This window comes from Crossiella sp. CA-258035 (assembly GCF_030064675.1).
In the GTDB taxonomy this organism is placed as follows: Bacteria; Actinomycetota; Actinomycetes; order Mycobacteriales; family Pseudonocardiaceae; genus Crossiella.
The window spans coordinates 8,456,092-8,479,121 of record NZ_CP116413.1; the positions used below are offsets into that span (position 1 = coordinate 8,456,092).

Sequence of the window (23,030 nt, forward strand, 5' to 3'; positions counted from 1 at the left end):
TCACCGGCCGCCCTTCTCAGCTGTCACGGGTGCGCGCGCTCAGCGGTCGCGGAAGCCGTCGTCACCCAGCACCGGGTTGACCCACTTCCGCTCCCCCTCCTCGTCCACGGAGAAGTACTGGCCCTGCGTGCGCCAGTTGCTGCTCTGCCGCTCCTGGTCGCCGCCCTGGCCGCCACCGGCGCCCGCGCCGCCGCCCATCGGCATGCCGCCGCCCATGGGCGCGCCCGCCGGGGGCTGGCCGCCCATCTGCTGCTGGTTCCAGGCCGCGCCATCGGGCACCGAGGCCAGTCCGGCCCCACCGGAGCCGCCGGCCTGCGGGCTGTTGGTGTCCGAGAGCCCCGCGCCACCGGCGGAGGGCTGGTCCGGCCCGCTGCCGAACGCGCTGCCCGCGGACGGGTTGCCCAGGCTGCCGCCACCGGCGGAGGACTGGGTGTAGCCACCGTCGTAGCTGCCCCCGGCGGCCGAGGCCGTCGCGGTGCCGTCGACGAAGCCCTGCGACGGGAACGGCCCGCCGTTGAAGCCCGGCTGCGGACCGCCCCAGTTCGGCGGGGGCGGCGGCTGCCAGTTCGGCGGCGGAGGCGGCGGCGGACCGCCGTGCTGCGGGCCACCCTGCCAGCCACCGTGGTCGTTGCCGACGAACTGCGGCGGCGGAGGCGGCGGCTGCCACCCCGGCGGCGGGGGCGGCGGAGGCGGCGGACCGCCGTGCTGCGCGGGCATCGGCTCGTGCTGCCACGGCATCCCGGGCGGCGGACCACCCTGCCAGCCGGGCGGCGGCCCCTGCGGCGGGAACCCGGGCGGCGGACCGCCCCAGCCCTGCGGCGGCGGACCACCCTGCCAGCCAGGCGGCGGCCCCTGCGGCGGACCGCCCTGCCACCCGGGCGGCGGACCACCCTGGGCGCCCTGCGGCATCATCGGCTCACCGTGACGTCCGTAGGCGGGCTCGGTCTGCAAGTGCTGACCGGGACCGGGCTCCATCCGCCCGTAGGCCGGTTCGGGCTGGTACGGGCCGCCCTGCTGGAACTGCATCGGCTCGGGCCGCGCCGGGCCGCCCTGGCGGATCTCACCCGGCTCGCCGCCCATCATCGGCATCGGCCGCGGCATCCCGCCCTGGCCACCCTGCCCCTGGCCGCCGGGGCCACCCTGGGCACCGGGCCCAGTCTGGCCGGGGCCGCCCTTGGCCTCGTCCTCGAAGTTCACCGTGTACGTGGTCGGCGGCTTGCCGTCCATGTTGTCCACGGTGACCTTCATCTGGTCGTCCGTGCCGGGCACCAGCTGGGTGGTGATCAGCGAGTTGCCGTCCCGGAACGAGGCGGTCCCGTCCGGACCGGGCTTGATCTGGGTCGGCTGCTCGCCCCCGGGCTTGCCGGAGACGTCCAGCCGCTCGTGCGGCACCCCGGGAGTCCCGCCCTGCTGGCCGGGCCCACCGGGCTGACCAGGGATCCCACCCGGCTGACCGGGCTGGCCGGGCTTCTCGCCGGGCAGCTGGAAGTCGATCTCGTACGGCTTCGGCTTGCCGTCCGGACCGGTGATCATCATCTTGACCTTGCCGTCGTCCGTCGGCTCGGTCACCTGGATCTTGCGCCCGCTGCCGTCGTCGATGGTGACCGTCTGCTCGTCGTTGGGCACCTTCACCTTGGACGGGTCGGTCTGGTCCATCAGCTTCGAGGGGTCGGGCACCTCGGGCTTGGGCAGCTCCGGCATCACGGGCGGCTTGGGCATGCCGCCACCGCCACCACCGCCGGACCCCGTGCCACCGCCACCGGAACCCGTGCCGCCACCACCGCCGGAACCGGTGCCACCACCGCCGTTGCCGCCGGTGTCACCACCGCCGCCGGAGCCCTCCTTGGGAAACTTCGGCTCGTAGCCCTTGAGGAAGTTGTTGATCGAGTCCCACTGCGCGTTGACCGTGGTCACCGCGGCGTTGCAGGAGTTCTCGAACTGGGTGAGCTTGCCGCCGAACTCCTTGTCGAAGGGACCGTCGGCCCACTTCTGGCAGGTCTCGCGCACCATCGTCTTGGTGGATTCCTCGAGGTCACCACAGTCGTCGTCGTCCAGCGCGCGCGAGGTGGCGCTGCCGGTCGTGCGGTCCAGCCAGCTCGCCACCTCCTTGATCTGGTTGCGCTGCGCGTCGTCGTCGCCGGTGAGGCCCTGGGTGGCGATGGTGACGATCTTCTTGGCCATCTCCGGCGGCGCGCCCGCGATGGTGAGGGTGAAGGCGTTGGTCAGCTCCTCGCACTTGAGCTTGCACGCCCGGTAGATCTCGCCGACCGCCTTGGTCAGCGTCTCGCTCGCGCCGCCGAGCTGCTTGACCAGCTGGTCCAGCTGCGGGCGCACCGCGCCGCTGTAGTGCTGGCTGGAGGCGCTGGCGGCCTTGCCGTCCCAGGCGCCGTAGAGGCTGATCAGCTGGCCGTCGATGTCGTCCACGTACTGGTCGACCGCGGCCTTGGCCTTGTTGAACTCATCGGCTTCCAGCAGGAACTTGCGGAAGTCGATGTTCTTCTGCTCTTCCCAGCGCAGCTGGATCTTGGTCTGGTAGTCGACGCCCTTGCCGCGCAGGTTCCAGGCGGGCAGGAAGCGCTTGAACATCTCCAGGCTGCTGGCCGCCGGGTCGAACAGCTCGTTGGAGTTCTTGACCGTGCCCTCGGCCAGGGTGGGCGCCTGGGCCTTGCCGATCTTGTCCTTCGCCTGGTTGTTGGCGTCGGTGGCCTTCTTGTCGCTGCCGTCTTTGTTGTCCGCGTCGGTAGCCTCTTTCTTGCCCTTGGCTACCGCTTCGTCGAGCTCTTGTTCCTCGTCCTCGTCGTCATCGTCGCCGTCGAACTCGCTCTCGTCCTCGTCGTCGAGCTCGTTCCCGGGCGAGTACTCCTTGATGTACTTCTTGTGCTCGTCGTCAATGCGGTCGTCCTCGCGCGTGTCCAGGTACTCGTCGAGGATCTCCCGCTTGGTGTCCGGGTTGACGTTGGGGTTGTCAAGGATCGCCTTGACTTCTTCCCAGTCACTCTTTGCCATCACTTGCTCCCGGAGCCACGCACAGTGCCGGCGTTGTTGGAGTCAGAGCCGCGGTAGGTGCCGGCGGACTGCTTGACCTTGTTGGAGAAGGCGGTCATCGACTCGACCATGCCCTTGACCCCGTCGGCCAGCTTCTGCACACCCTCGCGGTAGGGACCGCCCTTGTCCTGGTGCTTCACGCCGAAGTCCGCCGGGTTGGCCTGGGTGGCCACGAAGTCCTTGACGGCCTCACTGGTCTTGGTCGCACCGTCTGCGATGGAGTTGGCGACCCGGGTCATCGTCCCCGGATCAGATCCGTAACCTGCCACGGTCCCTTCCTCCCCATTGGAGTGTTCACAACGCAGACGTCGCCGCTCTGCCAGCCGTTCCCGGCGGCGGTCAACGGTTTGCGCGCGCACACCGCGCACCGCGCCCGGCCCGCACTCAGGGCCTGCGCTCACTGTGGCACACCGGCCAGCCCGACACACACGGTTCAGCGGTTCCGCCGACCGGGCGAACACTCCGGGTGTAAGACCAGGGGTCAGGTCACCCCTGCGACTGACCCCATACAGGGGGAGGCTGCTGCCCCGGATTCACCGGCTGCTGCTGCGGGAAGGGCTGGTTCCCCGGTCCGGGTGGCCCAGGGGGCGGCCCGAACGACACAGGAGGCTGACCTCGGTGTCCGGTTTTGCCCAGCTTCACCAGCACCATGATCGAGATCACCAGGGCGGCCAGCGCCGCGGCCATGGTCACCATCAGGAATATGTCGGACACGTCGGTGGGCAGCACCCTGGCCAGCACCTGCGTCGTCTTCGGCATCTCATCCCCCGCCAGGTCGATGTCGGCGCCGAACCCTACCGTGTCGTAGTTGAATGGACACCTCGTCAGCGCACCGGAAAGGCGGCACACCCCGTGGAGGACCAGGTCGAACGCATCCGCGCGGTGATCAGCAGGGTGCTCGGGGTCGAGCAGGCGCTGATCCAGCCCGAGACCTCGTTCGTCGAGCTGGGCGCCGACTCGATGATGCTGATCGAGCTGCTGGCCAACCTGGAGATCGAGTACGACGTCGAGGTGGACGAGTCCGAGCTGGAGAACCTGGTCAACCTGCAGGCCGTGCTGGACGTGCTGGACCGGGCGCGCCAGGCGTGAGCAGGCGGGTCGCGATCACCGGGATCGGCGTGGTCTCCAGCATCGGGATCGGCGCCGGGGCCTTCCGGGACGGGCTGCGCGCCGGCCACAGCGGGGCCAGGCCGATCAGCGCCTTCGACACCCAGGGCTTCGACCGCACCACCGGCTGCGAGGTCACCGACTTCGTCCCGGCGGACTGGCTGCACACGGTCGATCCGGCCGAGCTGGGCCGGGCCGGTCAGTTCGCCGCGGCCGCCGCCGGGATGGCCGTGCGCGACGCGGGGCAGAGCGTGGCAGCGCTGCGCGAGGGGTACGGGCTCGTCTCGATGGGCACCACCGACGGCGGCGCGCCCACCCTGGAACGGCTGGTCGAGGCCGACCTGCGGGCCGGGGCCGGGCACCGGGACCCGGCGCTGGCCGCGCAGGTGCCGGCCTCCCGGCTGTGCCTGGACATCGCCGCCGAGCTGGGCCTGCGCCAGGTGGAGCTGTGCACGCTGGGCACGGCCTGCTCGGCGGGCAACTACGCGATCGGCAACGGCTTCGACGCGATCCGCTCCGGCGAGGCCGACTTCGCCCTCTGCGGCGGCGCGGACGCCATGTGCAGGCTGACCTTCACCAGCTTCTACCGCCTCGGCACCATCTCCCCCGACCTGTGCCGCCCCTTCGACGCCGACCGCCAGGGCATCCTGACCGGCGAGGGCGCCGCGGTGCTGCTGCTGGAGCCGTGGGAGACCGCGGTGGCCAGGGGCGCGCGGATCTACGCCGAGCTGCTCGGCTACGGGCTCAGCTGCGACGCCTACCACCAGGTCGCGCCGGAGCGCTCCGGCATCGCCCGCGGCATGTCCCGCGCGCTGGCCAACGCGGGGGTCACCCCGGCGCAGGTGGACCTGATCTCCGCGCACGGCACCGGCACCAAGGCCAACGACATCACCGAGACCGCGGCCATCCGCGAGGTCTTCGGCGAGCGCCCGCCGCGCACGGTCTCGCTCAAGTCGATGCTCGGGCACACCATGGGCGCGGCCACCGCGCTGTCCGTGGCCGCCTGCGCGCTGGCCATCACCGAGGGCTTCATCCCGCCGACCATCAACCACCGGACCACCGACCCGGACTGCCCCATCGACTGCGTGCCCAACACCAGCGTGCCCGCCCGGCTGCGCGTGGTGCAGAGCAACGGACTGGCCTTCGGCGGCAACAACGCCATCGTGCTGCTCGGGGCGGCGGCGTGACCGGGCTGGCGCTCACCGCGCACGCCGCGGCCTCCGCCTTCGGCCTGCGCACCGCGACCCTGCTCACCGGCCTGCGCGAAGGCAGGCCGCCGGCCGGGTTCGCGGTGCCGGACCTGGACATCCAGGGCGAGCTCGGCCTGAAGGGCACCGCCTCGATGGACCGGGCCGCCGCGCTGGCCGTGCTCACCGTCGGCGAGCTGCTCGCCGCGCACCCCGGCCTGGCCGAGGAGGACACCGCGCTGGTGCTGGGCACCACCAGCGGCAGCGCGCACACCCAGGCGAACGTGGTGCGCGGCTCGCTGACCCGGCGCAGGCCCTACTTCATCGAACCGTCCCTGGTGCCGTTCGCGCTGATGAACGGCCCGGCCTCGATCTGCGCCATCCGGCACGGCCTGCGCGGCCCGAACGCGACCGTGGCCGGTGGCCGGGCCGCCGTGCTCACCGCGCTGCGCTACGCGAGCAGGCTCGTCCAGGGCGGCCAGTGCGCCCGTGCCCTGGTCGGCGGCACTGAGGAGCTGACCCCGGAACGTGCCTGGCTGGAAGGGCAGTACCCGGTCGCCGCCGGTCCACTGGGCGAGGGCGCGGGTGTGCTGCTGCTGGAGCCGCCCGGCCAGCGGCCGGTGCTGGCCGAGGTGCTCGGCTTCGGCTCGGTGGTGGGCGGGGTGCGGGACGCGGCCGCCGACTGCGTGCGCCGCCTGCTGGCTCGGCACCGGGTCGATCCCGCCGAGGTCGCGGTGGTCAGCGCCCCGGCGGTGGTGTCCGGACTGTTCCCGAGCGCCGCCGCGGTGGATCCGGCCGCGCTGCTCGGCGACACCGGCGCGGCGGCGGGACTGTTCCAGCTGATCGGCGTGCTCACCGCCGGGCGCACCGGCCCGGCGGTGGTGGTCTCGGCCGATCAGGACCACTCGGTGGTCGCGGCCCTGCTCCGCCTGCCCTGACCGCTCAGCTCAGCCAGGACTGCTGCTCGTAGTCGTCATCGTCGTCGGCCGGGCGGCGGGCGGGCGCGCGCCGGACCGGGGGCGGCGGGGCCACCGGTGGCGGAGGTGGCGGGGGCGGCGACACGGGGGCGGCGTAGGGCGCAGGCCGGTAGCCGCGCTCCTCTTCCTCGTCCTCGACGCCGAAGCTGAGCTGGCCGTCGTTGCGGTCCATCACCGAACTCGTCGCCCAGCCACCGCCGCGGCGCTGCCGCTTGGCCAGCTCGGTGATGTGCGCGGTCATCCGGTCGGTGATCTTGCCCTGCTGGTCGACCGCTTCCTTGGACTCGGCCTTGATCTTGGCCGCCTGGGACTCGCGCATGTCCCTGAGCAGCTCGTTCTCCCGGGTGGCCTCGTACTGCTGTCGCAGCGCGGCGGCCAGCCTGTCCTCAACACTCATCTCACGGCCCCCAGGGTCTTTCCACGTCTGGGAGAGAAATGTACCCGGCTCCGGCCGGGGCGTGTGCCCTTACCGCTGCCGCCGCTTCCGCCGTGCGGCCAGCACCGCGGCGACCAGCACCACCACACCCATGGCCAGCACGAACATCAGCAACAGCAGTTCGGGCACGCCGATCGCGATCATGCCCCGAACCTAGCGTGCCGGGTGGTCAGCGCACCGCGGCGACCACTTCGGCCAGCCGCTGGGCCGCCTCCTGGGCCGCCCCCTGGGTCTGCGCCTCCACCATCACCCTGACCAGCTGCTCGGTGCCGGAGGGGCGCAGCAGCACCCGGCCGTTGCCCGCCAGCTCGGCCTCGACCCCGGCCACCGCCTCGGCGACCGAGGGGGCGGCGGCGACCGCGGCCTTGTCGGTGACCTTGACGTTGATGAGCACCTGCGGCAGGCGGCGCATCACTCCGGCCAGGTCGGCCAGGGACTTGCCGGTGTCGGCCATCCTGGCCATCAGGCGCAGCGCGGTGAGCAGGCCGTCGCCGGTGGTGGCGTGGCTGGGCAGCACCACGTGGCCGGACTGCTCGCCGCCGAGGCTGTAACCGTTGGCGCGCAGCTCCTCCAGCACGTAGCGGTCGCCGACCGCGGTGGTGCGCAGGGTGACGCCGTGCTCGCGCATGGCCAGGTGCAGGCCCAGGTTGCTCATCACGGTGGCCACCAGGGTGTCCTCGACCAGCTCGCCGGCGTCCTTCATGGCCAGCGCCAGCACGGCCAGGATCTGGTCGCCGTCGACGATGTTGCCGTCGGCGTCCACGGCCAGGCAGCGGTCGGCGTCGCCGTCGTGCGCGATGCCCAGGTCCGCGCCGTGCTCCAGCACGATCTTGCCGAGACCGTCGATGTGCGTGGAGCCGCAGTCCTCGTTGATGTTGAGGCCGTCCGGGTCGGCGTGCACCGCGACGACCTCGGCGCCCGCCCTGCGGTAGGCGTCCGGCGCGACCGCGGCGGCGGCGCCGTTGGCGCAGTCCACCACGACCTTGATGCCCTCCAGCGACCGACCGGTGGCCAGCAGCAGGTGGTCCACGTAGCGCTGGCCCGCGTCGGCCACCTCGCGCACCCGGCCGACCCCGGCGCCGGTGGGCCGCTTCGCCGTGGTGTCGGCCATCTTGGCCTCGATCTCGTCCTCGACCGTGTCCGGCAGCTTGAGCCCGCCTGCGGCGAAGAGCTTGATGCCGTTGTCCGGCATCGCGTTGTGCGAGGCGGAGATCATCACGCCCAGGTCCGCGCCCAGCTCGGCGATCAGGAAGGCCACCGCGGGGGTGGGCAGCACGCCGACCCGCAGCACGTCCGCGCCCGCCGCGGCCAGCCCCGCGGTCACCGCGGCCTCCAGCATCTCGCCGCTGGCCCGAGGGTCACGGCCGACCACCGCGACCGGGCGGTGCGAGCGGTCGTGTTCGGCCAGGACCTGCGCCGCCGCGGCGGCGATGGAGAGCGCGAGCTCCGGGGTCAGGTCAGCGTTGGCGAGTCCGCGAACGCCGTCGGTGCCGAACAGTCGGGCCATGACGGGAGGTCCTCCGGGAAGCTGGGTGGCGGCGAATCACAAAAAACGGGAGCAGCTCTCCGTATACGGATAGCTGCTCCCGCTGGTTGCCTTGCGGCTGAAAATCAGCGCTTGCTGTACTGCGGCGCCTTACGGGCCTTCTTCAGACCGTACTTCTTGCGCTCCTTGACCCGCGGGTCACGAGTGAGGAAGCCGGCCTTCTTCAGCGGGGGACGGTCCTCGCTGTCGACCTCGATCAGGGCGCGGGCGATCGCCAGGCGCAGCGCGCCTGCCTGGCCGGAGGGGCCACCGCCACGCAGGTTCCCGTAGATGTCGAAGGCCTCGACCTTCTCCAGGGTCACCAGCGGCTCCTTGATGAGCTGCTGGTGCACCTTGTTCGGGAAGTAGTCCTCAAGGGTCTTGCCGTTGAGGGTGAACTTGCCGCTGCCGGGCACGAGGCGGACGCGGACGACGGCCTCCTTGCGACGGCCGACGGTCTGCACCGGCTTGGACGGCACGGCGATCGCGCGGACCGGGGCGGCCTCTTCGGCGTCGGCGTCGACGTCGGCGGTCTCCTCGGCGGCGACCTCCTCAGCGGACTCCTCGACCTCGGGCGCGACGGCGTCCTCGACAACCTCGGTTGCCGCGTCGAACTCCTCGACGGCGGCGGTCTCTTCAGTGCTCACGCTGGCTTCCTCGAAGTTCTCGTCGGCCGCGGTCACTGGGCGACCTTCTTGATCTCAAACGGCTGCGGCTGCTGGGCCGCGTGCGGGTGCTCCGGGCCGGCGTAGACCTTGAGCTTCTTGCCCATCGCGTTGCCGAGCTTGTTCTTCGGCAGCATGCCCTTGATGGTCTTCTCGACCAGCTTGGTGGGGTGCTTGTCGATCATCTCGCCGAACGAGCGCTTGCGCAGACCGCCCGGGTAACCGCTGTGGCGGTACACGAACTCCTGGTCGCGCTTCTGACCGGTGAGGGCCACCTTGTCCGCGTTGATCACGATGACGAAGTCGCCGGTGTCGACGTGCGGAGCGAAAATGGGCTTGTGCTTGCCGCGCAGCAGAGTCGCGGCGTGGGTGGCGAGCCGGCCGAGCACCAGGTCCTGGGCGTCAATGACGTGCCAGGTGCGCTTCACCTCGCCGGGCTTCGGGCTGTACGTGCGCACGGGTCTACCTCGTCGTCCTCACATCACGGGATGTCACTGCGGTGATGCGTTTCAGCTGGAGGACCAACTCGAAAACGCGCGGCGGACCCTAGTCGCACCGTATACCGCACAACAGCGGATCAGGTTACCCGCTGGCCCTGCGGAGGGTCAAAACGGCCCCGAACGGGCGTCGTGATCCGGACTGCACAGGTGTGACCGGGCCTTACCAGTGTAGATGACGCCGGGCATGCCGCTGACGGGTGGGGGCTCTCCGGCCGGTGAGCAGCGTCACCGGCCGTTCACCGGCGGTTCAGGCGAGCGCGGGGGCCCTGCGCAGCTCGGTGGACAGCGCCAGCAGCTCGCGCACGTCGTCGTCCAGGCCGTCGCCCTCGGGCAGTGCCAGCGACATGGCCTGCGGGGCCACCTCGGTGCCCTCGGCGTGCGCGCGCAGCCCGGCCCGCAGCGCCTCGGCCAGCGAGAGCGCCTCCTGCTCGGCCCGCACGTGCGCCAGGTAGGGGCTGATCCGGACCAGCCCGTCCCGGCACTCGATCACCCGCCGGTAGTAGCGCCGGTGCACCCCACGCAGGCTCAGCACGTCCCACACCGGCCGGACCGGGCCGCGGGTCAGCGAGTCCTGCGGGAAGGCCCGGTGCAACGTGGTCCACAGTGGACGGAGCTGGTGGTAGACCCGCAGGTGCTGCCACCACACCCGCAGCGCGGCCAGCCGCATCAGCATGCCCGGGTAGCTGACGCCGATGATGAACAGCAGGATGCCGGGGAAGAGGATCAGCGTGGACAGCGTCCTGGTCCAGTCCGGCATGGGCACGCCCGCCCACATCAGCGCGACGGTCACGCAGGTGCCGCCCGCGGCCATGATCAGCAGCACCTCGCCGATCGAGGTGATCAGCAGCCCGGTGCGCAGCCTGCCGGTGGCGCCCCTGGCGTAGCGCCTGGTCCAGCGCAGCGCCACGGCCACGCCGTAGGCCAGGTAGGCGTCGGCGAAGAGGTAGAACCCGGCCACGGTGGCGATCGGGTAGCCGCCGGGCCCCGGATCGGCAGGCGCGGCGAAGGTGACCGCGGCCAGCCCGATCAGGCAGACCACCAGCGGCACCGCCTGCCACCAGGCCCGCACCCTGGCCCGGGCCGGCGGCAGCGCGGTGAACAGGAAGAACAGCACCAGCGTGTAGATCACCGTCATCAGCAGGCTGTACTGCGCCCAGCTGTAGAAGACGACCTGGATGGTCGGCTCGGCGGTGCTGCCGGCCAGCAGGCCGAGCGGGTAGGCGAACCCGGCCGCGACCAGGCAGACCGTCACGATGCGCAGCGAGCGGTCGTGCGGGGCCCGGCTGAACTGGTAGAGCTTCCAGATCAGGGCGACGTAGAGCAGCACGCCCTGCAACACCGTCATGACGATGGTGATCGGGTTCACAACCAGCCCAGTCGGTCGCCGAGCGCGTTCTCGATCCGCTTGGTGGTGACGTCGGCCGAGTCGCCGGGCGCGACCCGGTCCAGCACCGAGGCCCACTCCAGGATGATCGTGGCCACGGTCTCGGCCTCGAGCTCCTGGGAGTCGTCGTAGCTGGTGCGGCGCAGCGCCCTGCGCACCGCGTCCGGCTCGATGTCCGGGTACAGCTCGCTGAGCATCGGGTCGTCCTGACCTTCACCGTTGCGGTGGCCGGCCAGCAGGTGGCCGAGCTCGTGCAAGATGATGTGGTTCTGGTGCGACCTGGTGGTGCGCTCCTGGTAGAGGATGTAGTCGGCCGTCTCGGTGGCGATCCACACCCCGAAGGGTCCCGGCACCGGGATCGGATGTGCCACCAGGCGAATCGGTTTGCCCCGCCGTTCGCCCACTCGGCGGCACAACTCGGTGACGTCAAGCGGTGGGCGGATGTCCAGTTCGTTGAGCAACCGCCGGCACCGACGTCGTAGATCGCGTTCCCGCACGGGACCGCCCCTTTCACCCGCCCGCGTTCTCGCCCCGCTCGGCCTGTTCGAGCCGGTAGACGACGTCGAGCAGGTCCATCACCTGTCGGCGTCCCTGTGGAGAAAGTTCTCCAGCGCGCATGGCCATCAGCTGCGCCTCGCTGCTGCCCGCTAGCTGGCGAAGCCTGGTCCGCTCTTCCTTGAGGTCGGCCAACTGGCGATCGACCCTATCCGTAACCTCGTCATCAAAGAAGTAGCTGACAGGAACTCCGAAGAAACCCGCCAGCGCCTGCAGGTGCTTGAAGGTCGGATTGTCCTTGTTCCCCTTGCGCAGCTGCCAGATGTAACTCTGCGAGATCGTCACACCACTGGCCGTGATGGCGGCGGCAACGTGCTCGTTGCTGTACTCCTGCCCCACCCTCGGCGCCGACACGGCGAAGAGGTGGTTCAGCTTGCCGGCCAGACTCTGACCTGCCCGCTCAGCCATCGGGCCTCCCCAGACCACTTCGAAGAATTCACTGACAGAAAGGGCCATACGGGTGACGGCTTTTTCCTCAGTTGAAACCCTGGTACACCAACCATAGACTTCGGAACTGACTCAGCTCAACCGTCGTCCAGCAGGCTAACTACCGCAACACCGTGCCCGGCATGCGAGACAACTCGGTGGGGGTTGATCCGGCGATGCACCCAGGAACCACGGCTGACACAGCTCACGGCCTCAGCTGCCACGCCTGCGGGCAGCCCTACGGCTACTGGGCGACGGATCCCCTGACCGGCTTGCTCGACCGCAGGGGCTGGGCCGAACAGGCCCCGTCCGCACTGCGACAGGCGGGTCAGCGGGAGAGCTTCCTGCTGGTGGTCGACCTGGACCGGTTCAAGCGGGTCAACGACGAGTACGGGCACCTGGCAGGGGACTCGGTGCTCCAGGCAGTGGGTCAGGTCCTTCGGTCAGTCGCCCATGACAGCGGTATCGCGGCGCGGTACGGCGGCCATGGCGGCGACGAGTTCCTGGTCTTGTTCCCGGCGAGCGACCGGCAACGGGCGATAAGGGCAGCACGCCGGATCCGGGCCAAGATCAGGGAAATGGCCGTCCCGGTGATCTCTACCGACGGGAGGCCGGTAGTGATCACTGGGATGGCCGCCTCCATCGGCGTGGCGGTCCACGACCCTGGGGCAGGTCACGACCTGTTGTCGCTGGTCCGCCGCGCCGATGCGGCCGTCCTGCGCGCCAAGCGCAGCGGCCGCGACCAGATCGCCCTGGCCGGTGACTGAACCCGGTTAGCATCGCGGCATCTCGACAGGGGGGTGCTGTTGATGAAGCCTGCTTTTGGCGTGCTCGGACCACTGCTCACACCGGCAGGAACGATCGGCGCGACCAAACACCGAATCCTGCTGGCCAGCCTGCTGATGCGCCCAGGAGAACCCGTCTCGGTCGAAGAACTGACCGGCCACCTCTGGGACTTCAATCCACCGGAACAGCCCCGGGCGACGATCCAGACCTACGTGCGGCGACTGCGCAAGGCCCTCGGCGCCTCGGTGCTCCGGACGGCTGGCCGCGGCTACCTGGTGGATGTGCCGCCGGAGTCGGTGGACGCCTTCCAGTTCCGGGAGCTGGTGCGGGCCGCGACGGGCGCCCAGGTGACGTTGCGGGCGGAGCTGCTCGGCGAGGCGCTCGGCCTGTGGCGCGGGCAGGCATTCGCGGATGTGCCGTCGACCCCGCTGCGGGAGACCCACGGCGTCCGGCTGGCCCAGGACCGCGTCCAGGCGCTGGAGTCCCAGTTCGCCGCCGGCCTGGACCTGGGCCATGACGGCGAACTGGTCGCCGCACTGCGCGCGACCACCGCCGAGCATCCTTTGCACGAGGAGTTCTGGGCCCAGCTGATGCTGGCTCTCTGCCGCGGCGACCGCCAGGCCGAGGCCCTGGACGTGTTCGCCGAGGCCAGCCGGCTGCTGGCCGCTGAACTCGGCGCCAAACCAGGTCCACGACTGCGCGAGCTGCACCAGCGGATCCTGACCGGCGACACCGTTCTCGCCCCGACGGCGGCATCCCGGCCCACCACCGTGCCGTCCCAGCTGCCACTGGACATCCCTGACTTCGTCGGCCGCGCCGAACTGATCACCGAGATCACCGGCCTCCTGGACGCGCCGGCGCCGGTGATCATCTCCGGGCCGCCCGGCGTCGGCAAGACCGCGCTCGCGATCCGTCTCGGCCACATCGTGCGCGCGGACTTCCCGGACGGACAGCTCTACGCCAACTTGCGCGGCTTCGCGGCGAGCCCACCGGCCACCGCGGACCAGGTGATGTCCCAGTTCCTCCGTGGTCTGGGCGTACCGCAGGACGGCATCCCGTCCGACCACTCCGCCCTTGCCGCGCTGTACCAGGAGACCTTGACCGAGCGCCGGGTGCTGCTGGTCCTGGACAACGCGGCCTCCGCCGCTCAGGTCCGTGATCTGCTCCCGACCGGAGCCCGCACCGCGACCATGATCACCAGCCGCACCGAGCTGCCCGGCTTGCCGGCCTCACCGCGTTTCACCCTCGACGTGCTCACCAGCGCGGCGGCCCGCGACCTGCTGGTGCGGATGCTCGGCCGCGCAGCGGTCGACCGCGCCGAGAACGCCGCAGCGGAACTCGCGGAACTGTGCGTGTACCTGCCACTGGCGATTCGCATCGCCGCCGCCAACATCGCTGACCACAGTGCCGGAATCGCACCGTACGTCGCCGTGCTGCGCACCGAGAACCGAGTCGACGCCCTGTCGGTGATCGGCGACGAACAAGCCGCGGTGGAGGCCACCTTCGACCTTTCCTACCAAGCCCTCGGACCGGCGGCTCAGCAGCTGTCCCAGTGTTGAGCGTGGTGCCAGGTCCTGATTTCACGGTCCACACCGCAGCCGCGTTGATGGACCGTACTGAGCCGGTGGCACGGGACCTGATCACCGAGCTCACCAACGCCAACCTGGTCCAGCAGCACGACGACCGATACCAGTTCCACGACCTGATCCGGCTGTACGCGAACAGCAAGCTCCAGCCAGCGGACGCGAATTCCGCCCTGGACCGACTTTACGAGTTCTACCTGCACACCACGAATTCAGCCGCGGAAATGTTGTTCCCCGGAACAGTGCGGCTCGCAGCGCCGCCGGCGCGGTTCGAGCCACGGACACCGCTCATCCACACCAAGGAATCAGCACACGCCTGGATGGACGATGAGCGAGTCAGTCTGGTGGACGCCGTGCGCGCCGCGGCAGGTACCGCACACTCGCACTACACCTGGCTCCTCGCGGATGCCCTGCACGTCTACCTGGACTCCTACCGGCACAGTCTGGTCCACGCCACCTGCTTCCAGATCGGCCTGGCGGAGGCGCGGAGAAGGTCGGCGATCGAGGCCGAGGCGGCTATGCGCTACGGGATCGGCGAGGAGGCTCTCAACAGCGGGAACTATGCGCTGATCAGCTCCAACCTGGAGCGGGCCCGGGAGATCTACCGCTCAACCGGAAACCGCGAAGGCCAAGCCTCGGCGACCAACAGCCTGGCCAGCTACCACCTCAACTACGGGGATGTCCGGAAAGCAGAGAAATACCATCGAGAAGCTCTGGAGATCTGCGTCCACATCGGTCACAAAGTGGGCGTAGCATACATAACTTGTAATCTTGCCGTCGACTACCACAAAGTCGGACGGCTCGCGGACGCGCTGGCACAGGTCCAAGCCGGCGGGAAGCTCTGCCAAGAGCTCGGACTGGACAACCAGCACATACTCTCCCAGGTCAACGCGGCTGCCTACTTGATGGACCTCGGCTATCTGACCAAGGCAAGGAGTCTGCTGGAATCACTCAGAAAACGGCTCACTCATACCGAACTAGCCTTGGGCGAAGTGAAGTCCGCGGACGCGCACGCAAAAGAAGCGCAAGCGCTGGCAAACGCACACAACATACCCTGGCTGAAATGCAGAAGTCAGCTCGCGATCGCGGCCACACTGCTTGCCAGGGGCAACTTTCCACAGGCGTCGATCGCCTGCCACGAAGCAGACCGCATCGCCCGGTCGCACCGCTATCGTGAAGGCAACCTACTGGCGGACATGAACCTGGCCGCGATCTGCCATGCTCAGAAAAATGACGCGGTCGCACTGTTCTACGCAGACCGCGGGAACCAACAGGCAATGCACTGCGGATTCGATTTCCTGCTCAGCCAGCTCCAAACGATCACCGCTTCGATCGAGCTGAACCGGGGGAAACTGGAGCGCTTTCAAGCACTTGCCGATCAGGCGCTGGAAAGCCATCGGCGAACCGGTCACCGGCCCGGCGAGGCGCAAACCCTGTTGTTGCTGGCCCGAAACGCGGAAACCAGCGAAGGATGGACCGCGGCCGAACCACTCTATCGGGACGCACTGGCCCTGTTCGAAGAGATGGGCATGCCGATGGCGACCGAAGTCCGCGAGGTCCTCGCTGGGCGGGGCCGCGGCGGACATGACTTGGCCCCGAGGCGGTAGTCACCTCGGGGCCAGAAGTCGTCAGGCTAGAGCTTGGTCACCAGGAGCCGGCGGCCGACTGCTCGTTCTGCTGGTACGCGTCGCGGGCGGTGCCCAGCGCGATGCCCATGCGGTTCAGGATGGCCTGCAGCTTCTCAGCCGACTGGTCCCACTCCTTCTGGCGGGCCTGGTAGGCCTCGGCCGCGGCACCCTCCCAGGTGGCGACCAGCGGGGCCAGGTTGGCCTTCAGGTCGTCGAGCTTGCTCTGCATGTTGGTGGCGGCACGCTGGCAACCAGCCTGGCCCTCGCCAATCTGCGCGAAATCAACGGCAATTTCCACTGTAATCCCCTTATGACAAGTCTGTATGGAGTGCTGTACGCGACGAATTCAGCGAGCGAAAATCAGAAGTCGAGCCCGGCCGAGATGCTCGACATGGACTGGGCGTGCTCTTCTTCCTGCGCGACGTAGTCACCGGCGGACTTCTTCAGCTGCTCGCCGATCGCCTGGAGGGCGGCGTTCAGCTTCTCCGTCTCGGTGCCCCAGTCGGTCAGCAGCTTGTTGAAGGCAGTGGAGGCCGTACCCTTCCACGCGCTCTGCAGCGGCTCGAGACCCGAGCGCAGGGTGCGCAGCTCGCCCACGACCTCTGCCTGGATCTTCTCGACGTCGACGGCAGCCTTGCCCATCGCTTCGGCATCAAGACCGTACTTGCTAGCCATTTGGGGAACCCCCTAGTTGGGTTGTTCTGTCGGACATCGTTGTGACGCTGACACTGCCATGGTCGGTTCCATCGCGTTGTCAGGTTCCGGGAAGCCGTTGCGACAGTAAACGTCGCGGGGCGGAACCCGGGGTCAGTAGAGGATTTGCTCCTGGGAAAAGTCCTCGTCATCGCCGGTGCGACGGGGGTTTTGCATTCGGGACGGCCAGGCGTTGGCGCCCTTTGTTTGCTTTTGCGTTCCCCGATCGGGGGAAGGCGGGGGCGGTGGTGGGGCAAGCAATTGTTCGCCATCGGGAAGGTCTTCGACCGGGAGGCGCTGGGCGGTGCGGAAGTCGGTGGCGGCGGTGCGGGCGGTGGGCTTGGTCAGGTCCTCACGGGCCGGGGTGAGCTTGCCCTTGCGGACGTCCTCGGCCAGGTCCCTGGTCTGGGTGCGGAAGGCGTCGCTGTGTTCCCTGGCGTCGGCCGCGGCGCGGCTGCCGCGGTCCACCGCGGCGTTCACCTCTGCCCGGAACCGGGCGATGACCTCGTGCACGGGTAACTGGTCCCCCATCGTGCTGTTGCCCTTCTTACCGCTGCTCAACCTGTGACTGTGAGGGTGCCGACCACCTGTTCGCAGCTCGCGCGCACCCGTTCCCGTCCTCCGCCCGAGGACTGGCAACCGACCGTGACCTGGGCCTTGCCCTGGAACACCACGTAGTAGTCCACTGTCGCATCACCCACGGTGCGCCGGTAGTACACGACGTCCTTTCCCGCGAACTGATGACTCTGGTTGAACCCGGAGTAACCGTTGTCCGCGGCCTTCTCGTACTCCGTCCGGAGCTCGCGCAGCGCGCGGTCACGGTCGGTGGTGCTGTCATAGGTCAGCGCCCGCTCCTCCACCGCCACCACGTCCGCGCCGCTGGTCTGGCCGTCCGGGCGGAGCTGGACCTTGCGGGTCGGGCCGTCGCCGCCTGCCTGGTACCAGCCCTCGGGCAGGGTGAACCGGTAGCTGTACTGGGCGATCTGCTGGGCGGGCGGGGGCTGGCTGGTCGGGGTCGGTGTGGTGCTGGGGCTGGACTGGGGGGTGCCGTCGCTGGTCAGGGCGACCGTGACGGCGACCGCGGCCACGGCGGCGACCACCGCGCCGCCGATCAGCCATGGCGCCTTCGCCGACTTGGCCGGGGGCGGCGGTGGTACGGGCGGCGGGGTGTAGAGCGGCTGGGGTGGGCGCGGGGGTGGTGGCGGCGCGGGCGGGAGCTTGGCGGTGCGGTGCGGGTCGGCGGCGACCGCGCGCAGGGCGCCGCGGGCCACCACCGTCTCCGGCTGGTCCAGGGTCGTGGGGACTATTCCGGTCGACTCGTGCACCAGGCGGGCCACCAGCGGGATCCGGCTGGAGCCGCCGACCAGGAAGACCGCGGCCAGCTGGGCCGAGCTGAGCCCCGCGTTGTGCACCGTGGCCCGCACCAGCTCGGCGGCGCGGGAGAGCGGGGCGTGGATCAGGCGTTCCAGGTCGGCCCTGGTGACGTGCGCGTCCGGGAACGGGGGCGGCAGCGGCACGTCGGTGTAGGCGTGCCGGGACAGGGTCTCCTTGGCGCCGCGCACGTCCTGGCGCAGCACCCGCCTGCGCCGGCGGTCGGCCAGCTCGCGGCCCTCCACCAGGGAGCGCCAGCCGTCGGCGTCCACCGCGGAGACCAGCGCGCCGACGTGTTCGAGCAGCAGCTGGTCGATGTCCGCGCCGCCGAAGCCGGGGTCGCCCTTGGTGGCCAGCACCTGGAAGGACTCGCCCTGCCTGCGCACCACGCTGGCGTCCACCGTGCCGCCGCCCAGGTCCAGCACGGCCAGCGCGGCCCCGTCGGCCAGCACGTGGCCCGCGGAGTGGAACACCGCGGCCGCCACCGGTTCCGGCACCAGCACCAGCTCGTTGGCCAGCCGGTTGCCCGCCTGGCGCAGCACCCTGGTGCGGATCGCGCCCCAGTCCGCGGGGTGGGTGAGCACCAGCAGGTCCACCGGCGCGCCGCCGGCCAGCCGCCTGGCCTCGGCGACCGCCCTGGCCAGTACCGCGCGGACCACGTCGAGCACCGGCAGCACCGTGGTGCCCAGCAGCAGCTCGCCCTCGTCGATGCGCCGCTTCGGGTTCGGCTCGTACCGGGAGGGGTCGACCGCGGCCTGCCGCTCGGCCTCGTGACCGACGAACAGCGTGCCGTCCGCGGCGGCGTACACCGCGGACGGCATCACCGAGTCGGCGCCGTCCACCACCACGATCTGCGGTTCCCGCCCGTCGACGGACACCGCGACACAGGTGCTGGAGGTCCCGAAGTCGATCGCGACGCGCAGGCTCAACGAGCCCTCTCTCTCAGTCTCCGGGCAGGAAGGCGACCTGGACGAGCTGCTGACCGGCCTTGCGGCTGACCAGGGTGCCTCGTCCCGGCGGCATCTGGGACGGTTTCACGTTGCCCAGCAGCGCGCCCTCGTCCCGGTTGCCGCTCATCACGATGCCCGGGCTGGCCTGCTCGCGCATCTTGCCGATGATCGGGTCGAACATCGCCCGGCTCGCGCCACCGGAGTTCCGCGCCAGGATCACGTGCAGGCCGACGTCCTTGGCCTGCGGCAGGAACTCCGAGAGCGGGGCGAGCGGGTTGTTGCCCTGCGGCGCCACCAGGTCGTAGTCGTCGACGATGAGGAACAGCTCCGGACCCGTCCACCAGGACCGGTTCTTCAGCTGCTCCTGCGTGACGTCCGGACCGGGCAGCCGCTTGGTCATCGACGCCTTGATGTCGTTGACCATGCCGCCGAGCTGGTTGGACGAGGCCGCGTAGGCCAGCAGCAGCTCGTCGGGCACGAAGCCGAGCATGGTGCGCCGGTAGTCGACCATGATGATCCGCGCCTGCTTCGGCGTGTACCGGTCGCAGATGCCCTTGGTGATGTTGCGCAGCAGCGCGGTCTTGCCGGTCTCGCGCTCGGCGAAGGCCAGGAAGTGCGGCTCGGCGTCGAAGTCCAGGTACATCGTGGCCAGGTCGTCCTCGTTGATGCCGATCGGCACCATGTGGCGAGGCAGCTCCGGGTTGACCTGGAGCTCTTCGTAGGGCAGCAGGTCGGGCAGCATGCGCACCCTCGGCGCGGCCGGGCCCCGCCAGGCGGCGGTGACCTTCTGCGCCGCGTCGGTGATGCCGGCGCCGACGTCCTCCGCGGAGGGCATCGCGTCGATGCGCGGCAGCGCCACCAGGAAGTGCAGCTTCTCCACCGACAGGCCGCGGCCCGGCCGGTTCTGCGGGATGTTCACCGCGACCCTGCGGTCCACCTCGGACTCGCTCGGGTCACCCAGGCGCAGCTCGAACCGGGTGCCGAGCAGGTCCTTGAGCGCGGGCCGGATCTCCGCCCAGCGGGTCGCGCCGATGACCACGTGCACGCCGAAGGACAGACCCTGGGAGGCGATGCTGACGACCTGCATCTCCAGGTTCTCGAACTCCTGCTTGAAGTTCAGCCAGCCGTCGATGACCAGGAAGACGTCGCCGTAGAGGTCGCCGGGGATCTCGCCGCGCCGCTTGCGGTTGCGGAACTCCACCATCGAGTCGATGCCGAGGTCCCGGAACCGCTGCTCGCGCTCGTTCATCAGCGAGACGACCTCGGCCAGGGTGCGCCGCACCTTGTCCGGGTCGAGCCTGCCCGCGACGCTGCCGACGTGCGGCAGGCCCTGCAGCGAGCCCATGGTGCCGCCACCGAAGTCGAGGCAGTAGAACTGCACCTCCTGCGGCGTGTGCGTGAGCGCCATGGACATCACCAGGGTGCGCAGCACCATCGACTTGCCGGACTGCGGGCCACCGGCCACCGCCATGTGCCCGGCGCCACCGGAGAGGTCCGCCCACAGCAGGTCGCGCCGCTGCTCGTACGGCTTGTCCACCACGCCGATCGGCACGGTCAGCCGCCCGTTGCCGAAGAAGCCGGGCGAGGTGAGCCCCCGGTCCTCGGTCGGCGCGAGCATGGGCAGCAGCTGGTCGAGGGTGGGCGGCTCCAGCAACGGCGGCAGCCACACCTGGTGCGGCTTGGGGCCCTGGTTCTTGGTGCGCTGCACCACGATGTCCAGCTCGGAGGGCTCCACCGGGGCGTCCGGCTTCTTCTCCTCCTTGGGCTTGTCCGCCAGCACCGGCCGCACCGGTTCCTTCGGGATCTCCACGAAGTCCGGCACGAACAGCTTCGGCCTGCGGTCGCCGCCGACCGGCGCGGAGGTCTGCACGGCCTGCATGCCCGGCGGGCGGTACGGGCCGGAGACGTAACAGGCCTTGAACCGGATCATCGGCTCGGTCGCGCCGTACTTCAGGTAGCCGGAACCCGGGATGGACGGCAGCTCGTAGGCATCCGGCACCCCGAGCACCGCGCGGGACTCCGAGGCGGAGAAGGTCTTGAGGCCGACCCGGTAGGACAGGTGGGTGTCCAGGCCGCGCAGCTTGCCCTCCTCCAGCCGCTGGGAGGCCAGCAGCAGGTGGATCTGCAGCGAGCGGCCGAGGCGGCCGATCGCGACGAACAGGTCGATGAAGTCCGGCTTGGCGGAGAGCAGCTCGGAGAACTCGTCGATGACGATGAACAGCGCGGGCAGCGGATCGAGGTCGGCGCCCTTCTCGCGCGCGGCCTCGTAGTCCCAGACGTTCTTGAAGTTGCCGCCGTTCTTCAGCGACTCCTGCCGCCGGTTCATCTCACCGGCGATGGCATCGCGCATGCGGTCGACCATGGTGAGGTCGTCGGCCAGGTTGGTGATCACCGCGGCGACGTGCGCAGCGCCGTCCAGGCCGGCGAAGGTCGCGCCACCCTTGAAGTCGATGAGGATCAGGTTGAGCTGGGCCGAGGAGTGCGTGGCCATCAGGCCCAGCACCAGGGTGCGCAGGAACTCCGACTTACCGGAACCGGTCGCGCCGATGCACAGGCCGTGCGGGCCCATGCCGCCGACCGCGGCCTCCTTGATGTCCAGCTCCACCGGCTGGCCGAACTCGCCGACGCCGAAGGGCACCTTGAACCGGTCGCTGATCGGCTTGGGCCGCCAGGCCTGGGCGATGTCGAAGGTCATCGGGTCGCGCAGGCCGAGCAGCTCGAACAGGCCGACGTTGGAGCTCAGCAGCGGCTCGTCCTCGTTGGACTCGCCGCCGCCGGTGGCGGTGCGGTACGGGGAGAGCTTGCGGGCCAGCGCCTCGGCCTCGGCCACGCTGAGCGCGTCCGGCTGGCCGAACCACTCGACCCCGCTGGCGCTGCGCGCGCCGAGCCGGGTGGGCTCGACCACCAGGCGCAGGCCGCGGCGGGAGGCCAGCGAGCCGAGGCTGTCGGAGAGGTCCAGCAGCGTGACGCCGGTGAACCCCTCGGTCATCAGGATGTTCTCTTCGCGGGTGACCTCACCGTCGTCGATGACGATCACGATGTGCGGCTCGTCGGTGCTCGGCGGCGCGTTGCGGGTGAACCGCTGCCGGTCCCGCAGCGGCTGCTCCAGCTGGTCCAGCCAGGCCTCGATCTGGGCCAGCGAGCCCGCCATCATGCGCAGCTGGCCGATGCCGTCGACCAGCTTGGGGTGCTGGGCGTGCGGCAGCCACTTCGCCCACTCCCACTCGGCCTTGGTCTTGCCCGCGGTGACCACCGCGATGAGCAGGTCGTCCGGGGTGTGGAAGGTGGTCAGCTGGGCCAGCATGGCGCGGGCCAGCGGCCGGGTCAGCTCCTTCTCGCCGTGCAGGCTGATCGCGGCGAACCCGCGCATGGTGATCGAGATCGGCAGGTCCGGCACCAGCGAGTGCGCGCGCACGAACCGGCGCAGGGCCAGCGTGGAGATCGGCTCCAGCTCGTCCACCGGGCCGGTCTGCGGCGGGACCAGGCGGGTGGCCAGCCGCTGGGTGCCCACACAGATGCGCACGTGCACGAAGTCGGGGTCGTTGGCCCTGCGCTCCCACATGCGGCGGCTCTTCTTGGCCGTGAGCGACCACAGCATCTTCGGGTCGGGGTGCACCCACTCGCGCTCGGCGCGCTGCTCGGCGATGGCCTCGCGGGCCCGCTGCCGCATCTGGCCGAGGTACCGCAGGTAGTCCTTGCGGTCCTCGTTCATCTCGGCCTTCTTCTGGCCCTTGCCGCCACCGCCCATGCCGCCACCGGCCATCATGCCGATGGTCGAGATCAGGAACATGCCGCCGAAGAGCAGCGACTGGGGGTTCTTCCCGCCAGTCTGGAACATGAAGATCATCATGCCGACCGAGGCGACGATCATCACGAAGGGCAGGACCTTCATGAAGATGTTGCCGGGAATGACCCTGGGCACCTCGGGCGGCGGCTCCAGGTGGACCTCGCCGCCGGGGGGTCGCGGCGGGCTGAGCCGCGGCGAACGCTTGAACTGAAGCGTGCTCACCGAACGGATACCTCTTAGTCGCTCGTCATCGGCCAAACCGGTCACGTGCCACCCGGACGGGGGCCCAGGGAGACTTTCCTACCCCATTCCGCCCGAACCCGGGGTGCTGGCATCACCGGTGCGGCCATACTAGGGGCGCTTGCCGACCGCTAGGGCCAGTTCGGGCAATGCGTCCCGAACCGGGTACGAATGACTCGGCACGA

Annotated in this window: 21 protein-coding genes; 6 read left to right on the forward strand and 15 right to left on the reverse strand. The window is 70.1% G+C overall.

What is annotated here, in order from left to right; translation table 11 throughout:
• Positions 1-39 precede the first annotated feature (39 nt).
• The 3 genes from N8J89_RS38160 to N8J89_RS38170 all read right to left on the reverse strand — a co-directional run bounded on the left by N8J89_RS38160 (position 40) and on the right by N8J89_RS38170 (position 3,804).
• Positions 40-3,006, reverse strand: coding sequence for a WXG100 family type VII secretion target (locus tag N8J89_RS38160; protein ID WP_283661769.1), 2,967 nt, complete (start codon positions 3,004-3,006; stop codon positions 40-42).
• A complete protein-coding gene (locus N8J89_RS38165) occupies positions 3,006-3,284 on the reverse strand; it encodes a hypothetical protein (RefSeq protein ID WP_252480602.1) in 279 nt (92 codons plus the stop codon). The genes N8J89_RS38160 and N8J89_RS38165 overlap by 1 nt, the downstream gene beginning before the upstream one ends.
• A gap of 247 nt (positions 3,285-3,531) precedes the next feature.
• The gene (locus tag N8J89_RS38170; protein ID WP_283661770.1) at positions 3,532-3,804 is read right to left on the reverse strand and encodes a hypothetical protein; all 273 of its coding nucleotides are present in this window, start codon (positions 3,802-3,804) and stop codon (positions 3,532-3,534) included.
• A 93-nt stretch (positions 3,805-3,897) separates the two neighbouring features.
• Here N8J89_RS38170 and N8J89_RS38175 point away from each other — a divergent pair, with 93 nt between their 5' ends.
• From N8J89_RS38175 to N8J89_RS38185, 3 genes are read left to right on the forward strand one after another with little or no spacing between them, the layout of a single operon-like run.
• Entirely contained in the window at positions 3,898-4,134 is a 237-nt protein-coding gene (locus tag N8J89_RS38175; protein ID WP_283661771.1) for a phosphopantetheine-binding protein, read from the forward strand.
• Positions 4,131-5,339 (forward strand): beta-ketoacyl-[acyl-carrier-protein] synthase family protein, encoded by a 1,209-nt coding sequence (locus N8J89_RS38180; protein ID WP_283661772.1) that lies wholly within the window; start codon positions 4,131-4,133, stop codon positions 5,337-5,339. Before N8J89_RS38175 ends, N8J89_RS38180 begins: the two co-directional genes overlap by 4 nt.
• Positions 5,336-6,277 carry a beta-ketoacyl synthase N-terminal-like domain-containing protein gene (locus N8J89_RS38185; RefSeq protein ID WP_283661773.1) on the forward strand — a complete coding sequence of 314 codons (942 nt, stop codon included), beginning with the start codon at positions 5,336-5,338 and terminating at the stop codon, positions 6,275-6,277. Before N8J89_RS38180 ends, N8J89_RS38185 begins: the two co-directional genes overlap by 4 nt.
• Before the next feature lie 4 nt (positions 6,278-6,281).
• On the opposite strand, the gene N8J89_RS38190 is transcribed toward N8J89_RS38185, so the two are convergent.
• The 7 genes from N8J89_RS38190 to N8J89_RS38220 form a co-directional block, all read right to left on the reverse strand.
• On the reverse strand, positions 6,282-6,713 hold the full coding sequence (locus tag N8J89_RS38190) for a hypothetical protein (protein WP_283661774.1): 432 nt from the start codon (positions 6,711-6,713) through the stop codon (positions 6,282-6,284).
• 208 nt (positions 6,714-6,921) lie between these two features.
• Positions 6,922-8,259: a phosphoglucosamine mutase gene (gene glmM, locus N8J89_RS38195; protein ID WP_283661775.1), complete on the reverse strand. Its 1,338-nt coding sequence runs from the start codon at positions 8,257-8,259 to the stop codon at positions 6,922-6,924.
• Positions 8,260-8,363: 104 nt separating this feature from the next.
• Positions 8,364-8,924 (reverse strand): 30S ribosomal protein S9, encoded by a 561-nt coding sequence (gene rpsI / locus N8J89_RS38200; RefSeq protein ID WP_283661776.1) that lies wholly within the window; start codon positions 8,922-8,924, stop codon positions 8,364-8,366.
• 32 nt (positions 8,925-8,956) lie between these two features.
• Positions 8,957-9,400: a 50S ribosomal protein L13 gene (gene rplM, locus N8J89_RS38205; protein ID WP_252480594.1), complete on the reverse strand. Its 444-nt coding sequence runs from the start codon at positions 9,398-9,400 to the stop codon at positions 8,957-8,959.
• Positions 9,401-9,689: 289 nt separating this feature from the next.
• Complete coding sequence (locus N8J89_RS38210) at positions 9,690-10,787, reverse strand: MAB_1171c family putative transporter (RefSeq protein WP_283661777.1); 1,098 nt, start codon at positions 10,785-10,787, stop codon at positions 9,690-9,692.
• Positions 10,788-10,804: 17 nt separating this feature from the next.
• Positions 10,805-11,323: a hypothetical protein gene (locus N8J89_RS38215; RefSeq protein WP_252480592.1), complete on the reverse strand. Its 519-nt coding sequence runs from the start codon at positions 11,321-11,323 to the stop codon at positions 10,805-10,807.
• A gap of 13 nt (positions 11,324-11,336) precedes the next feature.
• Complete coding sequence (locus tag N8J89_RS38220; protein WP_252480591.1) at positions 11,337-11,789, reverse strand: helix-turn-helix domain-containing protein; 453 nt, start codon at positions 11,787-11,789, stop codon at positions 11,337-11,339.
• Between the two features lie 161 nt (positions 11,790-11,950).
• Between N8J89_RS38220 and N8J89_RS38225 the strand changes: the two genes are divergently transcribed.
• From N8J89_RS38225 to N8J89_RS38235, 3 genes are read left to right on the forward strand one after another with little or no spacing between them, the layout of a single operon-like run.
• On the forward strand, positions 11,951-12,574 hold the full coding sequence (locus N8J89_RS38225) for a GGDEF domain-containing protein (RefSeq protein WP_283661778.1): 624 nt from the start codon (positions 11,951-11,953) through the stop codon (positions 12,572-12,574).
• Positions 12,575-12,616: 42 nt separating this feature from the next.
• A complete protein-coding gene (locus N8J89_RS38230) occupies positions 12,617-14,152 on the forward strand; it encodes an AfsR/SARP family transcriptional regulator (RefSeq protein ID WP_283661779.1) in 1,536 nt (511 codons plus the stop codon).
• Positions 14,146-15,783 (forward strand): ATP-binding protein, encoded by a 1,638-nt coding sequence (locus tag N8J89_RS38235; RefSeq protein ID WP_283661780.1) that lies wholly within the window; start codon positions 14,146-14,148, stop codon positions 15,781-15,783. Before N8J89_RS38230 ends, N8J89_RS38235 begins: the two co-directional genes overlap by 7 nt.
• A gap of 37 nt (positions 15,784-15,820) precedes the next feature.
• On the opposite strand, the gene N8J89_RS38240 is transcribed toward N8J89_RS38235, so the two are convergent.
• The 5 genes from N8J89_RS38240 to eccCa form a co-directional block, all read right to left on the reverse strand.
• The gene (locus N8J89_RS38240) at positions 15,821-16,102 is read right to left on the reverse strand and encodes a WXG100 family type VII secretion target (protein WP_283661781.1); all 282 of its coding nucleotides are present in this window, start codon (positions 16,100-16,102) and stop codon (positions 15,821-15,823) included.
• Between the two features lie 62 nt (positions 16,103-16,164).
• Complete coding sequence (locus N8J89_RS38245) at positions 16,165-16,479, reverse strand: WXG100 family type VII secretion target (protein WP_283661782.1); 315 nt, start codon at positions 16,477-16,479, stop codon at positions 16,165-16,167.
• A 132-nt stretch (positions 16,480-16,611) separates the two neighbouring features.
• A complete protein-coding gene (locus N8J89_RS38250; protein ID WP_283661783.1) occupies positions 16,612-17,058 on the reverse strand; it encodes a hypothetical protein in 447 nt (148 codons plus the stop codon).
• Positions 17,055-18,797, reverse strand: coding sequence for a type VII secretion-associated protein (locus tag N8J89_RS38255; RefSeq protein ID WP_283661784.1), 1,743 nt, complete (start codon positions 18,795-18,797; stop codon positions 17,055-17,057). The genes N8J89_RS38250 and N8J89_RS38255 overlap by 4 nt, the downstream gene beginning before the upstream one ends.
• A 13-nt stretch (positions 18,798-18,810) precedes the next feature.
• Entirely contained in the window at positions 18,811-22,827 is a 4,017-nt protein-coding gene (gene eccCa, locus N8J89_RS38260) for a type VII secretion protein EccCa (protein WP_283661785.1), read from the reverse strand.
• Between the last annotated feature and the right edge of the window lie 203 nt (positions 22,828-23,030).

Excerpts from the sequence above, each read along its gene's own strand:
- N8J89_RS38220 (WP_252480591.1), bottom strand. The coding sequence starts at position 11,789 with ATGGCTGAGCGGGCAGGTCAGAGTCTGGCCGGCAAGCTGAACCACCTC.
- N8J89_RS38170 (WP_283661770.1), bottom strand. The coding sequence starts at position 3,804 with ATGCCGAAGACGACGCAGGTGCTGGCCAGGGTGCTGCCCACCGACGTG.
- glmM (WP_283661775.1), bottom strand. The coding sequence starts at position 8,259 with ATGGCCCGACTGTTCGGCACCGACGGCGTTCGCGGACTCGCCAACGCT.
- N8J89_RS38190 (WP_283661774.1), bottom strand. The coding sequence starts at position 6,713 with ATGAGTGTTGAGGACAGGCTGGCCGCCGCGCTGCGACAGCAGTACGAG.
- N8J89_RS38225 (WP_283661778.1), top strand. The coding sequence starts at position 11,951 with ATGCGAGACAACTCGGTGGGGGTTGATCCGGCGATGCACCCAGGAACC.
- N8J89_RS38245 (WP_283661782.1), bottom strand. The coding sequence starts at position 16,479 with ATGGCTAGCAAGTACGGTCTTGATGCCGAAGCGATGGGCAAGGCTGCC.
- N8J89_RS38230 (WP_283661779.1), top strand. The coding sequence starts at position 12,617 with ATGAAGCCTGCTTTTGGCGTGCTCGGACCACTGCTCACACCGGCAGGA.
- N8J89_RS38165 (WP_252480602.1), bottom strand. The coding sequence starts at position 3,284 with ATGACCCGGGTCGCCAACTCCATCGCAGACGGTGCGACCAAGACCAGT.
- N8J89_RS38160 (WP_283661769.1), bottom strand. The coding sequence starts at position 3,006 with ATGGCAAAGAGTGACTGGGAAGAAGTCAAGGCGATCCTTGACAACCCC.
- N8J89_RS38210 (WP_283661777.1), bottom strand. The coding sequence starts at position 10,787 with ATGACGGTGTTGCAGGGCGTGCTGCTCTACGTCGCCCTGATCTGGAAG.